This window comes from Pyxidicoccus sp. M6 (genome assembly GCF_055568925.1).
This window is the reverse complement of the sequence record NZ_CM145714.1, coordinates 5,790,551-5,805,658: the sequence shown is the minus strand read 5'-3', so window position 1 is coordinate 5,805,658 and position 15,108 is coordinate 5,790,551. Positions and strand designations below refer to the sequence as shown.

The following is a 15,108-nucleotide window of genomic DNA, read 5'->3' as shown; positions in this document are numbered from 1 at the left end:
AAATCTTTGCCTAGGTAGGTAGCATCCACCGCTGCCCTGCTGGAGGGCAGGAGGAGCGGTGGATGACCCGGAGTGGCAACCACCTGAAAGTCACGGTGCCCCAGCGCCGAGCCCTTCAGCGGCTGGCGCGGGGCGCCGGCTCGGCGGCCGCAGGGCTCCGGGCGACCATTGTCCTGTTGAGCGCTGCCGGGGATAGCGCAGCGCATATTGCGCGGGCGCTGGGCGTCAGCCCTCGGATGGTGCGCGACTGTCGGCGCCGGTGGAGGTTGGGCGGTCTGACGGGGCTGGAGGATGCTCGCCGGATGGGCCGGCCAGCGAGAGCCGATTCCAACTACGTGCGCTTGCTGGTGCAGACGGTGCAGAAGGACCCGCGACAGGTGGGATACGCCTTCTCCCGGTGGACGGCCCCGCGGCTTTCCGAGTACCTGCGGCAAGAAACGGGCACCTTGCTGAGTGCCGACTGGGTGGGCGAGCTGCTGCGAATGCACGGCTTCGTCTGGAGACGCTCCAAGCGCACCACCCAGAACCTGGTGGACGAGGGGGAAAAAAGAACGAGCCCGGCGTCGCCTGCGCGCTCTGGAGAGGGCCGCCTGCCACCCGGACGCGGACTTCGAGCTGTGGTACGGCGACGGGGTGCGCTTCGACTTGTCACCCGTCGTGCGCCAGATGTGGCGCCCCAAGGGGCAACGGCTGCTGGTGGAGACGCCCGGCAAGAACGAGCGAGTCGCCGTCTGCGGGGCCTACCGTTTCCCGGACGGCCCTTTTCTCTTCAGCCATCAGCCCAGGAGCGTCAACTCCGTCCTCTTCGTCGCCCTGGTGCGCAAGCTGAAGGCCCGCGCTCAGGCCACCGGCAAGCGAATCGTGCTTGTGCTCGACAACGACGGGGCCTTCACCTCCAAGCTCTCGACTCAGGTGCTCCAGACGGTGCAGGCGTGGGTGCGCCCCTTCTGGCTGCCGAAGTACACCTCGGAGACACTCAACCGGATTGAGAGCCTCTGGGGCCACCTCAAGGCGGCGTACTTCAGTCGCATGCTGACGAAGAAGCGGGAGGACTTCTATGCTGCTGTCGTCCACCTCCTGGAGCAGCTGGGCCGCCCAGGAGGCTTCCGACGTCTCTTCTCCTCTGCCCGACCTCGTAGGGTAGGCAAAGATTTACTCCGGATGGCTTAGAGGAGCAGCCCCGCCCGCGCGAGCGCGACGAGCCGCTCGCGCGTCGTCTGCCAGGAGCGCGTCAGGAAGGGCGACACCTCGCCCACGCTGCTCGAGGCCTCGAGCAGCGGGAAGCTGGAGGCGGGCACGCGCTTCGTCCACCTCCCGTCCTCCGCCGGAACCCGCGTCGTCTTGCCGGCGAACGCCTGCCGCCCGATGCGGACCCGCCCATCCGGGAACCGGGCCTCGAGGTCGGCGACGACGTGCGCTATCGCGCTCCAGGGCAGCGGGCGGTGCAGCCGGTGCGCCCACTCCACCAGCACGGCCAGGCCGCGCAGGACGTCATAGAAGTAGAAGCGCGGGAAGGTCAGCTGCGGCCACGCGGTCGCGCTCCCCCGCTCCTCCGCGTTGTGCACGGTGTCCGAGCCCCGGACGAGCGCACGTCCGGCGAGGAAGCCCGCGGCGCGGTCCATGAACGCCACGTCCTCGGGGCGCGTGCGCACGGCCGCCAGGGCCAGCATCGCCTCCAGCGGTGCCACGGTGCCGACCATGGAGCTGGGGACCTCGCCCTGGACGAGGTACGCCTCCGGGTCGCAGCTCAGCCCTCCATCGGCCATCTGGTAGCGCGCGAACCAGTCGCGGACCCAGGGCAGGCGGGTGTCCACATCGACGCCGCAGGCGAGCAGCACCGGCACGATGCACCCCAGGGCACAGTGGCAGAACGAATCGAGGGCGGGATCCAGCCCGGCGGGCGTGTCCTCGGGGTGGATGGGGAAGATCTTCAGCGGCATGCGGGAGACCGCGGCGACGAGCGCCTCGGTGGCTGCACGCGGAGTCCGCTCCGACGCGCCCCGCTCGTGCAGAAGCAGCAGGTGCCACCACGGCGAGTCCCACTTCGGCCAGTAGGGGTCCTCCGAGAGGCTGGCGAGCGCCGCCTCCGAGCCGAGGTACGCGAGGGAGTGCTCCACCTCGCGCGCCGCGCCGTCATCACCCGAGAGCGCGGGCGCATCGTGGCTCTCGAAACGTCGGATGGTGGATGCAAGGTCCATGGCCCACTCCCATATCAGCCATCGCCGCCGCACTGGCGGCTCTCATCACCCAACGCGGAGAGCACCTGCTACGGGCGTTCGGCGGCTGTGGGCTTTGCCGATTCCTTGAGGAACCGCAGCGCGCGCTCCAGCACCTCATCCCTACCCGCGCGCAGGCCCGCGAGCGTCGGGTGCACGGCCACATGGGGCGTGAGCCCCTTGCGCTGGAGCTGGCTCCCATCCGCGTGACGGGTGTCCATGCCCGTGAAGCTCATCCAGATGCCGCCGGGCAGCACGGTGTACGTCATGTTGCCATTCATTCCGGCGGTGGGACTGCCAACGAAGGTCGTCCCACAGGTGGCCTCCAACATCAATCCCAGGGTCTCCGCCGCGCTCATGGCACCCGCATCGATGAGCGTCACGGTGCGGCCGCGGTACACCGGCACATCCGCGGTGGGAAGGTCCTGCATCAACACCGCACGGCCATTCACCAGCGCCGAACCCGCGACGAGGGGGACCTCGAAGCGAGCCTCGGTCTTCGCGCCCTTCACGTTGAGGTACGGCGCCAGCACGCTTTGCGTCCCCCGCGGGTAGCCCCGCAGATCAAACACGATGGCCCGGGTCCCCTGGGCTTTCTTCATGACCTCCGCCACCTCGCCGGGCTCGAGCTGCGCGAGGTCCACGTAGCTGATGTCGCCCTCCAGCAGCTTGAAGGGCTCGTGAGCGCGTTCCTTCCGGGACACATGGGAGGCCCGCGTCACCTTCACCTCGCGAACCCCCTTCTCGTTGCGCACCGTGAAGGTCGCCTCGGTGCCCTGGGGGCCCGCGAGCGCCATGTTGATGTTGAAGAGGCGGGTCGCCGCCTTCGTGGAGCCCTGCTTGAAGGAGTCGAAGCGTCGGATCCGATCCTCCAGCGGCTCGCCGTCCACCTTCTCGATGATGTCCCCCACGGAGAGCCCTTGCGCGAGCTCCGCATCGAGAATCTCGGCGACGACCACCTTCCCCTCGATGTCTCGCCCGTCGAAGGGAGCCCACCCTCCACCCCAGAACTCCTGGTACGCGGGGTGACCACTGATGGAGACATGGCCGTCGCGCAGGTCCGTGGAGGCCTTCGCGACCTCGAGCGCATACTCCTTCGCGTCCCTGGCGGCCTCGAAGCGCTTCAGCAAGAGGGGGAGCTGCTGGCTCCAGTCCACGTCCATCAGGTGGGTATAGGGAAAGAAGAGCTGCACCACGTTCCACAGCCGCACGGCCGCCAGCAGTCGCAGCTCGCGCGAGGGGTACGGGGACTCCTTGTATGTTTTGTCCGGACGCCACAGGATTTCGGGCTGGGCGGAGGCAGTGGAGCCCTTGGGCTTGAACTTCTGCCTGACCAGGACCAGCGCCCGGGCGAAGGCCGCGTCGGGGGCCTTCAGGTCGGCTCGCGCCGGGAGCTCTTCATCGAGGCCCACGGGCAGCACCGGCTCGCTCGTTCGGACGGTGGCGGTGAGCTTCTCGCCCAGCGGCACGTCCTGGGTGTCCACGGTCAGCACGTCCGTCACGGGCCCCTCGCCCACGAAGAGCGCGCGGCCGGCGGCGCGCAGCGCCAGCATCTTCGGAGAGACCCGGCTGTGGTCGTCCAGCAGGAAGACGGCCCGCGGGGGATTCTTCCCGTTGGAACCCTTCATGACCGAGCTGGCATCCTGGGTGAAGGCCGTGGTGTAGGGGGTCTCCATGCCGTTCTGCGCCTTGTATCCCCCATGAATCGTGGACCTCAGCCCCGGAACGGCCAGGTCTCCCGTGAAGAACAGGGAGAGGATCTGGTCCGCCGCGTCGGAGACGCTCCAGACCTCCTCCGGGTCGAAGCCGCGCAGACGCAGGTCCACGATTCCGACTCGCGCCTTGTCGAAGGGCTGCCAGAGCTTGGGGCCCAGGCCCCAGAACTCCTGGAGTCCCTCGGGGGACGTGAGGTTGCGCAGGTCCAGCACCACCACGTCCTTCTCCACGCCAATCAGCGGCCGGAGCGTCGGCGGCGCCAGCGTGGCGGCCGGCTTCGCGCTCTTCACCTTCGTGGCAGGGTCCTCGAGCGCGTCGAGCATCGACTGCACGGCCGCCGCGTACTCGTCGGTGCTCCTGGCGGCTTCCACCTTCGGCACGGCGTTCATGAACGCCGCGTCCCAATCGATGTGCCGTGAAAGCATCCACGGGTGGCGGTAACGCACCTGCCCCCAGAGCTCCCCCAGCGCCGTCAGCCTCTGGAGCCGCGTGCGCTCCTGCTCCTCCGGCTTCGCCTGTTGTGCCGCTGCCCCCGAGACAGCGAGCAGGGCCAGACACACTCCCAGCCTCAAACCCATGCAATGGGGCCGCATCGTTCGTGCACTCTCCTTGCGCCGCCCGATGCCAGCGCACGCCGATTCTATCCGAGCAACCGTGCTTCTCTAGCAACCGGGCATCGAAGGAGCCGCCCTCCGGCGCTACTCGCCCACGGAGGAGTAGCGGTGGGCGACGCCCTCTTCGTAGTCGGGGTCGCGCTGCGCGCCTCTCACCACGTCCGCGCACAGCTTCGCCAGCGACTTCGCGGCCTTGCCACTGAGCAGGTTCTCGGAGACGTTCAGGCGCTCGAGGTGCTGGAAGGCGGCCGCGTGCTTCAGCAGCAGCTCCGCCCCCTCGTCCGTCATCGCGCCGCGGGAGAGGTCCAGCGTCCTGAGCTGCTTCAGCACCTTCGACTTCGGCAGCGCCGCGCACAGGGCGTCGGTGAACTCGGCGTTGCACAGCCCCAGGTGCTTCAGCTCCGGCAGCCCCTCCGCGTCGAGGATGGACTGGATGTCGTCCTCATCGCCCTCGGCGCCATCGTCCTCGGAGCCGAACCAGACCTCCAGCTTCTCCAGCCTGGGCCACTTCGCGGCGGCGATGGATTTCACCGCCGCGCGCGACAGGCCACTGGACTCCAGCGTGAACTCACGCAGCTCCGGCAGGTCGATCTTCCCGAAGCGCCCGTCCTGGCCACGCAGGCGCAGGGAGCGCAGCCCGGGCAGCGCCTTGAACAGGGGCGCGACGTTGCCGAAGTCAGCCCAGGAGAATTCCGCCTCGTCGGGGATGAAGTCGAAGTCCCCGATGAACAGCGTCCGCAGGCTGCCGGGCGCGGCCTTCGCGATGCGCTGGATGTAATCCTCGTACTCGTTCGTCCCATTGTCATTGGTGGGGCCGAGCGTCAGCTCCTGGAGGAAGCGCGCGGATGGGTGAGCGAGCAGCATCGACAGCGTCTCGTCCATTCCGAACTCCGGGTCGTCTCCGCTCTCCGCGGCGGCCACGCGGGCGCTCCGGATGAAGCCCAGGTACCACTCCAGAGTCAGTGTCGGCGCTCCCAGCATCGACGAGAGACGCGCGCCCAGCAGCACGTCCTGGTGCTTCTTGAGGTAGTCGGTCACCTTGCGCTTGAAGACGCCGACCTCGCCGCCTCCCGCCTGGAGCCGCGCGTACTGGAGGGCAATCAGCTCGCCGCGTGGGTCGCCCTGGGCCTGGAGCCAGTCGCCATAGACGAGGTAGCCGTCCGGGCTCTCGGGATCACGGAGGATGAGCTCCTCCAGTTCCGGGTTGGACATCAACCCGGGGCCGGTATCCATGGGCTTCACGCGGGTGTAGCCCTTCTTCTCCTTCTCTTCGATCTGCTTCCGGTACGCGCGCCGCGCCTCGTATTCGTGGCCGAGCTCCTCGGTCTTCTCCTGGCCCTCGGAGCCGATACGGCCCCAGCGGGTGGTGATGACGGCGCCGTCCCGGGTGATTTCCCAGAACTTGCTCGACGTGCCTTCCTTGAACTCGAAGCGCGGCATCGCGTGTGCCCCCTCAGTGTGGAGGGGAGGCTACCCGCCCACCACCCGTAGCGGTAGCCCTCGTCGGACTCGCGCGGGTTGCCCACGCTCACGGAGCTCGCGCGGCTTTGGCAGTGAAGGGAGCACCCGGGACTGCTCAGGGCGAGGCCGGCTCCTGGAGGTACATCTCGCGGAAGTGGCTCACGTCATCGCCGATGGGGCCGACTTCCTTTCCATCGGGCTCCAGCAGCCAGAACCAGTCGTAGCTGCCGCCGCCCAGGAAGTACTTGTGCAGCTGGACGATCAGCTTGCCCTGGTGATCGCCGCGGAGGATGACCTCCAGGGCGTTGCCCGGCGAGACGAACTGCTCCTTGCCCGTGGCCACGTCCACCTTGTGCACGGCGCCCGAGGTCGCCCAGGCCGCGCTCAGGAAGAAGACCGTCTTCCCATCCGGAGAGAACTGAGGGTCCTGGAGCGCTCCGAGGAACTTCTTCGGGTCATCGCTCGCGGCGGAGGCGACGAGCCGCCGGGGCTTGCCGCCCGCGGTGTCCACCCACCAGAGCTCATTGGCCTCGACCTCGCCCGTGGCGGACTCCACCTTCTTGCCGGAGCCATTGCGGACGAAGACGACGGCCTTGCCATCCGGAGAGAGGTTCGGCTGAGTGTCCTGCGCCGAGGAGGTCAGCGGGCGCTTCTTCCCGTTGGCCTCCACGAGCACGATTTTGCCCTTCTCCTCCACCACCGATGGCCCGCGCGCCTGAGCGGGCGGGGCGAGCAGCAGGACGAACAGCAGCGCCGGAACGGCGGCCTTCATGAAGGAGTGGAGGGTGGGCATGGCCTGAGTTGACCCAGTCCTCGTCCACCTCGCAATAGGCCTGTCAGTACGAGGGGGCGGTGACCCGCTCCGCCTGTTCGCTCGCGCCCACCACCACCTTCCCGTCCTTCATCACGAAGCGCACCTGCTTCAGCGCCGCCAGGTCCTTCAATGGGTCGCCCTTCACCGCGAGCAGGTCCGCGAGCTTGCCGGCCTCGAGCGTCCCCACCCGGTCCTGCATGCGCAGCAACTCCGCCGCATTCGCCGTCGCCGCGCGCAGGACCTCCACCGCCGGCAGCCCCGCCTCTCCATACGCGAGCAGATAGGCCCGGGTGGATTCGCCGCGCGTCTTTCCCGGAAGCTCCACGTAGCTATCCGAGCCCGCCGCCACCCTCACCCCCGCCGCCACCGCGCGACGGAACTTCTCGTGCCCCAGCTTGATGGCCTTCCGACATCGCTCCTTCCTCATGCGCTTCATCGCCTCGTCACCGGGCATCGCATCGATTTCCTCGCACATCTCCACCGAGCCATAGGTGGACACCAGGAAGATGCGCTTGCGCGCCATCGGCGCCAGCACGTCGTCCGGCAGCGAGTACGCGTGCTCGATGGAGTCCACGCCGGCCGCCACCGCCGCGCGGATGCTCTCGTCCGTCGTGGTGTGCACCGCCACCGGACGCTTCGCGCGGTGCGCCTCCTCGACGATGACCTTCAGCTCCTCCTCCGAGAGGAGGTTGTATCCGTTGTCGCCGATGACCTTGATGCAGTCCGCGCCGTCATACACGGCCTGCCTCACGGCGCGCCGGGCGTCGTCCGCACCCGCGACGGTGACGTACTCCTCCTCGATGAGTCCCTGCGCCCTGGGCTGGAGTCGTCCGAACTGTCCTCCGTGAGGCGCGAGCGCGCGGGTACATGCGGAGATGCGCGGCCCCTCCACCCAGCCCCGCTGGATTGCATTTCTCAGCGCCACGTCGCCGTTCACCCCGGAGTTGCCCACGTCCCGCACCGTGGTGATGCCCACCTCCAGCAGCTCTCGCCCCAGCTTCGCTCCCAGCAGCGCTCGCTCGGCGGTGCTCATCCTCGCGACGTTGAGCTCGAGGTTGTTCCCGGCCAGCGCGATGTCGTCACTCATGAGCAGGTGTGAATGCGCGTCGATGAGCCCTGGCAGGAGCGTGACATCTCCCAGGTCGATGACCCGCGTCCCCTCGGGAATGGACAGGCCACTGCCCACCGCCTTGATGCGATTGGCCTCGATGAGCACGACGGCGTCCGTCAGCGCCTTCGCGCTCTTGCCATCGAACAGCCTTGCCGCGCGGATGGCCACCTTCGAAGGCCCCGAAGCCTCGGCCCGGGCCGCGCGTGGAAGCCCCCCCGACAGGACAACGCCCAGGACTGTCATCAGCGAAAGCGCACGCCAGCAAGAGGTCATCGCGAAGCTCCTGGATGAAGAACAGGGACATCGCACGCTCGCCCGGCGGGGTCCCCAAAGGCAAGCACGGCCCCCCATTCCAGCCCGGAGGCCGGACACGCGAGACTGCGTGCCGGCCTCCGGTGCGTCAGTGCGGTCGCCGGCAGGTCATGGGTTGGGGATCCAGAGGCCCCGCGCCCAGAAGAAGCTCTGGATGGAGCTCCTCAGGCTGTTTGTCTGCGGAATTCCCTGCGACGTGCCCCAGGTCCAGACCGCGGCAGGTCCGAAGGGACCGTACGGACACCTCGCGGCGCCATAGATGGCGATGGAGTGGCCATTGGCCACGGAGGCCGACCCGAAGAACGGGAGGGACCTCGCCGCCTGGGTGTACCCATAGGAGTCGACGCGGCCCGTGCTGCCAATGTTGGACATCACCGAGGTGCCAGCGATCTGGTTGAAGGCGCCGCCCTGGCTGGCGGACAGATTCAGGTACGGGACACCATCCACGCGGTAGATGCCCTGCTCCTTCGCGTTGGCGGAGCTGCCGGGGCTCGTGTAGCTGACGAACGTCGAGCCGCTGACGCGCCCCTGGTGGTCGAAGCGAGCCGCGCAGCTCGAAGTGCAGGGAACGAGCCGGGGGATCGGGATGGAAATGACAACCACGGTGCCCCAGGGCCAGCGGATGATGATCTGCTGGTAGTAGTAGTAGACCCACCGCGTGCAGTTCAGCTTGAGCGCGACCTGGCTCATGCCTGTCACGGTGCCGGCGATGCCCGAGGCGTTCCCTCCGATGGCGGTCAGGGAGTGCTTGGCGCCGGGCCCGTTCCAGCCCGCGAGGGTGCCCGAGGCGTTCGTAACGTTGATGCCATACCCCACGCCGCCCGGGGCCTTGGTGATGACGCTCTGCCACACGCAGGTGCAGGGGCCGCTGAGCTGAAACCTTTCCATCGTGTGGGCATAGACCAACGCCTCGCCCAGCAGCCGGGGATTGGACGCTTTCACCGCGTCGATGAGGTCGAACTCCTGGTCGGGATGGCTCTCCTCGAGCCTGGTGATGACCTCGTCCAACTCCGCGCTCACAGGTACCACGTCCCCGGAGGAGGCAGCGCCCGCAGACACGGTCAGCGCGCAATCCTTGTCACCATTCTCGCCACAGTCGAGGTTGACGTTGTAGGGCTGAGAGAGCACCACCTCGCCCTTCGAGTCTTCCAGGACGAGCTTCTGCGACCAGCCCGTCTCCCAGGGCTCCTTCAGCGCGTTGGCCAGCCGCACCTCCGTCTCTTCGCCGGGCTTCGGGGACACTGCCGCGCTGTCGTTGGCGCTCTCCTGTCCGTCATAGGAGACGAGCTTCGCGGCGCTGGGGAGGGGCTGCGTCTTGGACCAGAGGATGCGGACCCGCAGGCCCCCCTCCCCCGGCGACAGGTCTGTGATGGTCGCGACGGGGCCCTCCTCAACACCGTCCGCGGCTCGCGCCGACGGGGCCAGCAGCAATCCTCCGAGCGCGAGCAGCGACAGAAGCAACACACGCAACGGGAACGGGACGAGGCCCGGGAGGCCTCGTACGGAATGAGATGACATGGGGAAACTCCTTGGTGATACAGGGGTGCGGTCGACAGGGATTGTCAACCGAGAAATCCGTCAAAGCAGATCTCATGCCCACTGGAATCAATGTCTGTTTTTTCTGATACGCAGAGAGGGCGGCTCGTGGACTCTTCCAGGCGCAGTGGTTGCCACTGAACAGACGCGCGTAACCTCTTTCGTCACGAAACCCGGGGGCTGTAACGAGAGATGTTACGCAACGCTGCTCACCGGGCTTTGCGCAAGCGACGAGGTCGGTTGCAGTCGCTGTTGCGGCTCGGAGCGTTGGCGTAGTGGAAAGTACGGAATCGTGACGGGGTCGGGGCTATCCTCCCGGCATGCCCCACGTCGACTACGTGATCATTCGTGGCTGCGAGGCCCCGAAAGAGGTGCTGCCAACGCTCCAGAGGCACGGCATCACCGCGGGCACGGAGCTGCACGAGAAGAAGAAGGTGGAGCAGGTGCTGCTGGACGCCCTGGAAGACTTTCCGGAGGCGCTCATCTGCGTGGTGTTCCAGGACACGTTCTGGGAATTCAAGCACGGCGTGTTCCTGGCCTCCGACAGCGGGCTCGACGAGGCGCAGGTCTCCTGGTCCTTGAAGGAGGATGCGCTGGCCGCGTTCGCGGTGCCGGAAGGCGAGGAGGCCCGGGTCCCGCTCTCCGTCGACGCGGACAGCCTGCTCGACCTCTTCGACGGCGCGGCGGAGGGTGCTTCCGCCGAGGCGCACCTGCTGAACCTGCCCGAGCGCTTCTTCGAGCTCCCGAAGGCACGGCAGGTGTTGGCGCAGGTCGCCGCGGTGCTCGAGCCCAAGCAGTTCCAGGCCCTCGTGGACATCGCCGGGCACTACTTCGTGGCCACGCTGGAGCGGAAGAAGGGGGTCGCCCTGGCGCCGCTCTACCCCTGGGTGGAGGACGGCGAGGTGCGCAAGCGCATGCGCTCGGCGGTGGGCACTCCGGCGCCGGGGACCTTCGAGCCCTGTCCGAAGAAGGAGCGAGCCCGGGGCGGCTCGAAGCGGGACCCCCAGCGCCCCTTCACCACGGGCTCGCTGAAGGCGCGCATGAGCAGCGTCCAGGACGCCACCGTCATGAGCCGCGCCGAGTATGGCCACAGGACCTTCGTGGATACGCCTGAGGCTTTCGAGCAACTCGAGGCCGCGCTGAGGGCCCCGGAGAACGCGGGGCCCGGGTTCGCCCCGGTGCGGAGCGCGCTGTACCAGGTGCTGTTCAAGTGCTGGCCGGAGAAGACCCGGCCCCTGCTCTTCTCCGGATTGGAAGCGGAGCAGGACGACGCGGTGCGAGGGCAGCTCTACGCCTGCCTGTCGAAGGTGGAGGACCCGGCCGCGTACCACGCCCTGGCGCGGGGCATGAAGGTGGAGCCACCCGGGGTGCTCGAGCGCCTGTCCCAGGTCATCTGGCGGCAGAAGGCCACGGTGGAACTGCTGGTCCGCGAGTACCTCGTCCCCGCCTGGCCGGAGGACCGCGCGCTGGCGGACCGCCTCGTGAAGGTGCTGCGCGACGAATACGTGGAGATTCCGCCCGCCTGGGTTTCCGAGGCGCCCGAGGAACTGCTGAAGGTGCTCGGCCCCGTCCTCGCGAAGAAATAGCAGGTTGTTGATCAGGAAGGGCTGGGGCACGACCTGCCCCGCCCGCCGTACGCGAAGATCGCGCAGGCAATCCTGGCGCACACCGAGCGTGTGCAACGGGCGTAATCGGTTCAGGTCATGAGTGCTGTCAATCGACAGTACTCATTCGCCGCTCTTGAGCCGCGCGGCGATCAACTCCGCCAACCTTTCCAGGTTCAGTGCGCCCAGGTCTTCGCGCACAGTGGGTCCGGCATCGCTTTTGCCGCGCTCATCGGCACCCTGACGGCGGCATTTCTTCTCAAGGCATTTGATCAACTCCTCGAGATTGATGCCCAATGCATTGACTCTCCGGAGAAACTCGCTGTCGAGTGCGCCGGTCCGGCGCAAGCATTCCAGCAATTCGCACAGCATGTCCGGCTTCGGATCATCCGGACTCCATCGATCTCCTCCAGGCACCGCGACGCCGGTCACTGTCTGCTCTCGCTCGAACGGCAGGCCGTTCATGGTCTCACCGCGGGCGCGAATGCGGAACGTGTAAACGCCGGCAATGGGCATGGCGTAGCTTGCCGCGAAAGAGCCGCCCTCCGCCGGGGTCAGCGAGACCACGTCGCCACCCGTGCCGCCGGGCCGCTGGACCTCCGCCCAAACAGTCGCCCGACCGCGTGGCTTGACGTCGTATTCGAGGAGCGAAGCCGAAATCTCCGCCACGGCGCCGACCTCGAAGCCAGCCTGCGAGAGATGCGCGGCGAAAGTCAGGCTCGAATAGGTATGCGCGACGAACTCGTAGGGCACGAGGACCTGGCCTCTGGCGTTGCTGAAGGCGCGACCGCCCGAGGCTTTCCCCTGGAACCTCTTGCCGAGCCGAAGCACCGCGTGCCACAGCCCCGCATGGCTGCCCGCTTCATTGGCCGGCAGCACAGGCAGGGCGCACCGGTAGTAGGCGACGTTTCGTGTGAGCACGAATTGCGCATTGGCCCCGCCGGCGCCGGAGGAAGGATCGATCATGGACCCGTCCGGCGCCTGAAGCCGGAAGTCGACGGTATAGGGAGCGGGGCTCAGCAAGATCGCATCCATGCCGAAATCCGCTTCGCAGATCCAGAAGGGAATCCGGTGCTCTGCCCCCTGCTCGAGTACGCCGGCCGGGTCCGCGACGATCTGGGCGTTGGTCACGCCAGCCAGGATCTGCAGGAAGTATTTCTGCAGCCGCGTAGACTGGCTCGTGCTGATCGCTCCGGTGATCAACAGGTAGCCATTGTGACCCTGGCAGAGCGTCGTCAGCGCCGGCACGCTGATGTTGGAAGGAAGTCCGAAACCCACGGCATAGGTCGTGGCGTTGATGCTGCCAGAAACGCTCGCAAGCGAAGGGGGGGTATTCCACATGCCATCGGTGAGGACCACCATCGCCGTGCCGTCATAGTCAGGCGTCGGCGCCGCCTGCGCATCGTTGAGCATGTTGCGGCCGTTGACCACGCCATCGCCAATCGAGGTCGCACCGGAGGGGGCGATTTCGTTGCTGTCGATATGCGTGCCAGCATGGGTTCTCCCGGCGCCCCCCGGCGCAACGCCCGCGTCCTCGACTTCCATGATGCGCTGCGCGGCATCATTGAAGCGCACGAGGCCAATGCCGTCGTCGGGTAGCATCACGTCGACGAAGACGTGCGCCGCCTCGCGCAGTTTCGCGACCTTGGTGACGCCGTCACCCGCGTCATCGTTCATGCTTCCGGACCGGTCGAGAACGAGGGCAACCGCCGTGCGCGGCCGTGCAATGGTGTTGGCGTTGATGTTGATCACCCAGGTCTGGCCGGTCTCCACGCAGCGTACCGTCACGCTGCCGCTTGCGATGTCTCCCGGGTTCGTCGACGTGTAGGAAAGCCATATCGGCGCCGCCGCTGCGGGTATGATTGGATCGGCAGTCACCGTGACAGACGTACCGAAGGGCGTGCCGAAGCCGCCGGTCGGTCCCGCCGTTACCTCGAAATGCAGCGTCCGGCAGGTCACTACGTCCCATCGAATGGCGCGGTGCGTGGTGACGCCGATACCGCCCATTCCGGCCGGAACATTGGTGAAGGAAATGCTCGGTGTCACGAGCGCGATGGACTCCGCTGGCAGGAAGGGTTGCAGCGTTGCCCTGATGACGCCTGCGCAGACGGGGCAGAACGGGCCGTAGTCGCGCATGAAGCAGGACGGCAGCGGTCGATAGGTGTTGCAATCCGAGTAGACCGCGCCTTCGTAGGTGCCAACGGCGCCCGCGGCTGGAGGTGCGGCCGGCGGGACGCATGTGGAAGCCACGCATGAAGCGTCGCATTGCGAAGGCATGGGCGTCGTTGCCGCGATCAGCGTACGCCATTTGTTGGTGTTGCGGTCGGTGTTGCGCGTGGCGTTCGGTTGCGGTGGCTCGCCTACGGGAGTGCCCGTGCCGTTTCCGCCGTACTCGTCGGCGAGCAAGAAGGCGCTATGGCCCATTTCGTGGATGGCGATCTCATTGGCCTGGACGTGGACCGAACAGGTCGCGATCGTGCCTCCCGACCCGCCATACTTCGTCGAATTGACGATGCATATGACCTGGTGCTTCAGCGGCACGTAGGTATTGGCAACCGACAGCGCGAGGACGGTATTCACTGTCAGCAACCGGTCGAGTGGACTCCCTGCGAATATGCTGCAGAAGGTGGCGTCGAAATAGGTGTTGGCGGTGACCGCGGGCACGCCGGAGCAACCGGGATCGTCGGCCCCACTGTCGGTGGAGACGACGTCGATGCGGTAGACGTTCATGCCGCAGAAGAGCTCGTTGAAGGGCGGCGTCGTACGCAGGCTGTTGAGAAACGCCTGCACATGCGTGTGGTAGCTCGCCAACTCGCCGGCCTGGTAGCCGTCTCCGATGATGACAAGGTTCCAACGAGCACTGTCCGGCCCATGGTCGACGACCTTGGTAGCGCCAACTACATAACCGTCGCCCGCGCTCATCGGCTTGCGCCCCTGCGGTCGGAGGCAAGATCGAAGCTCGCAAGGTCGCTCGAGGGTTCCTCGCGGCCAGCGACCTTCCTGGCGCGCCCGAGGGAATTGCCAACCAGAGCAACAGTGCGTGCGGCTTCCAGGTCAGGGAGCAGTACCTCGAAGACACCGCTCCTCATGGCGCCGAATTCGCGCTGGATCTTGCCGTCCGGCGAATGGACCTCGACCGAGTCCAGAAGAGAGGAGTCGATCAGCCGATGCGCCAACGCGCGGCCCTGACCGTCGCGCAATTCAAACCAGTGCCCGCCATGTCTTCCGGCTTCTGGTCGTTCGCCCAGTTGCGGCGGCGTGATCATCGCAAGCCGCTCGACGGAGACGAGCTCAACGCCGTCGTCCGATGCCTTGAACGTCAAGCGCAATGTACGACGAGAAACCTCCGGTGGGGTGCCAGTAGGCGGGTATCGAGGATCCACACGTCCTCCTTCCAAAAGCTTTGCAACTGGAGGATCCCCTGTTCAAAACAAGCCGGTGGTGTTGTGCCAGGTCCATCCAATGGGATGCGCTGGAAGCAGCCAGTCACTGCGGAGACGCCCTGGCATAATCTTCGGATGGGCGGACTTGACTTCCAGCCGCCCCTACGCGCAGCAATCTGTCCGATGACCATTGAGACGTCGTTCCTTCTGCGGGCTGTCACTCACACCGGCCAAGGGGAACGAGCGAACACCGGGTCCAGGTCCACTCACTCCAGCGGGGACAGCTGGCCGCGTGGAACCGTGCGACGGCTCACACGCCCCTGGAGGGGGCCAACCGGGGA

At 67.0% G+C, this 15,108-nt stretch carries 10 protein-coding genes and 1 pseudogene; 3 read left to right on the top strand and 8 right to left on the bottom strand.

From position 1 onward, the window contains the following. Positions 1 to 62: 62 nt before the first annotated feature. Both ACVTJA_RS23230 and ACVTJA_RS23225 read left to right on the top strand, forming a co-directional pair. Positions 63 to 458, top strand: a pseudogene (locus tag ACVTJA_RS23230) (helix-turn-helix domain-containing protein); the annotation flags it as partial. Positions 459 to 645: 187 nt separating this feature from the next. Beyond that, positions 646 to 1,170, top strand: a complete 525-nt coding sequence (locus ACVTJA_RS23225; RefSeq protein ID WP_465839257.1) for a transposase — start codon at positions 646 to 648, stop codon at positions 1,168 to 1,170. Here the strand turns inward: ACVTJA_RS23225 and ACVTJA_RS23220 are convergent. The 6 genes from ACVTJA_RS23220 to ACVTJA_RS23195 form a co-directional block, all read right to left on the bottom strand. Further along, entirely contained in the window at positions 1,167 to 2,198 is a 1,032-nt protein-coding gene (locus ACVTJA_RS23220) for a hypothetical protein (protein ID WP_465839255.1), read from the bottom strand. The two genes, ACVTJA_RS23225 and ACVTJA_RS23220, sit on opposite strands and share 4 nt — an antisense overlap. Positions 2,199 to 2,266: 68 nt before the next feature. Beyond that, on the bottom strand, positions 2,267 to 4,492 hold the full coding sequence (locus ACVTJA_RS23215; RefSeq protein WP_465839253.1) for a S41 family peptidase: 2,226 nt from the start codon (positions 4,490 to 4,492) through the stop codon (positions 2,267 to 2,269). Between the two features lie 138 nt (positions 4,493 to 4,630). Further along, complete coding sequence (locus tag ACVTJA_RS23210; RefSeq protein ID WP_465839252.1) at positions 4,631 to 5,986, bottom strand: WGR domain-containing protein; 1,356 nt, start codon at positions 5,984 to 5,986, stop codon at positions 4,631 to 4,633. 136 nt (positions 5,987 to 6,122) lie between these two features. Next, positions 6,123 to 6,800 (bottom strand): TolB family protein, encoded by a 678-nt coding sequence (locus tag ACVTJA_RS23205; RefSeq protein ID WP_465839250.1) that lies wholly within the window; start codon positions 6,798 to 6,800, stop codon positions 6,123 to 6,125. Between the two features lie 43 nt (positions 6,801 to 6,843). Then, a complete protein-coding gene (locus tag ACVTJA_RS23200) occupies positions 6,844 to 8,205 on the bottom strand; it encodes an amidohydrolase family protein (RefSeq protein ID WP_465839249.1) in 1,362 nt (453 codons plus the stop codon). A 147-nt stretch (positions 8,206 to 8,352) separates the two neighbouring features. After that, the gene (locus ACVTJA_RS23195; protein ID WP_465839247.1) at positions 8,353 to 9,762 is read right to left on the bottom strand and encodes a hypothetical protein; all 1,410 of its coding nucleotides are present in this window, start codon (positions 9,760 to 9,762) and stop codon (positions 8,353 to 8,355) included. A gap of 389 nt (positions 9,763 to 10,151) precedes the next feature. Between ACVTJA_RS23195 and ACVTJA_RS23190 the strand changes: the two genes are divergently transcribed. Further along, positions 10,152 to 11,366, top strand: a complete 1,215-nt coding sequence (locus tag ACVTJA_RS23190) for a hypothetical protein (protein ID WP_465839245.1) — start codon at positions 10,152 to 10,154, stop codon at positions 11,364 to 11,366. 141 nt (positions 11,367 to 11,507) lie between these two features. Here ACVTJA_RS23190 and ACVTJA_RS23185 read toward each other — a convergent pair whose 3' ends face one another. Both ACVTJA_RS23185 and ACVTJA_RS23180 read right to left on the bottom strand, forming a co-directional pair. After that, positions 11,508 to 14,306, bottom strand: a complete 2,799-nt coding sequence (locus tag ACVTJA_RS23185; protein WP_465839243.1) for a M64 family metallopeptidase — start codon at positions 14,304 to 14,306, stop codon at positions 11,508 to 11,510. Beyond that, entirely contained in the window at positions 14,303 to 14,713 is a 411-nt protein-coding gene (locus ACVTJA_RS23180; RefSeq protein WP_465839242.1) for a hypothetical protein, read from the bottom strand. The genes ACVTJA_RS23185 and ACVTJA_RS23180 overlap by 4 nt, the downstream gene beginning before the upstream one ends. Positions 14,714 to 15,108 lie beyond the last annotated feature (395 nt).

Bases quoted from the DNA above. Each gene is read 5' to 3' on its own strand.
- ACVTJA_RS23220 (WP_465839255.1), bottom strand. From the start codon at position 2,198: ATGGACCTTGCATCCACCATCCGACGTTTCGAGAGCCACGATGCGCCC.
- ACVTJA_RS23185 (WP_465839243.1), bottom strand. From the start codon at position 14,306: ATGAGCGCGGGCGACGGTTATGTAGTTGGCGCTACCAAGGTCGTCGAC.
- ACVTJA_RS23210 (WP_465839252.1), bottom strand. From the start codon at position 5,986: ATGCCGCGCTTCGAGTTCAAGGAAGGCACGTCGAGCAAGTTCTGGGAA.
- ACVTJA_RS23195 (WP_465839247.1), bottom strand. From the start codon at position 9,762: ATGTCATCTCATTCCGTACGAGGCCTCCCGGGCCTCGTCCCGTTCCCG.
- ACVTJA_RS23200 (WP_465839249.1), bottom strand. From the start codon at position 8,205: ATGACCTCTTGCTGGCGTGCGCTTTCGCTGATGACAGTCCTGGGCGTT.
- ACVTJA_RS23205 (WP_465839250.1), bottom strand. From the start codon at position 6,800: ATGCCCACCCTCCACTCCTTCATGAAGGCCGCCGTTCCGGCGCTGCTG.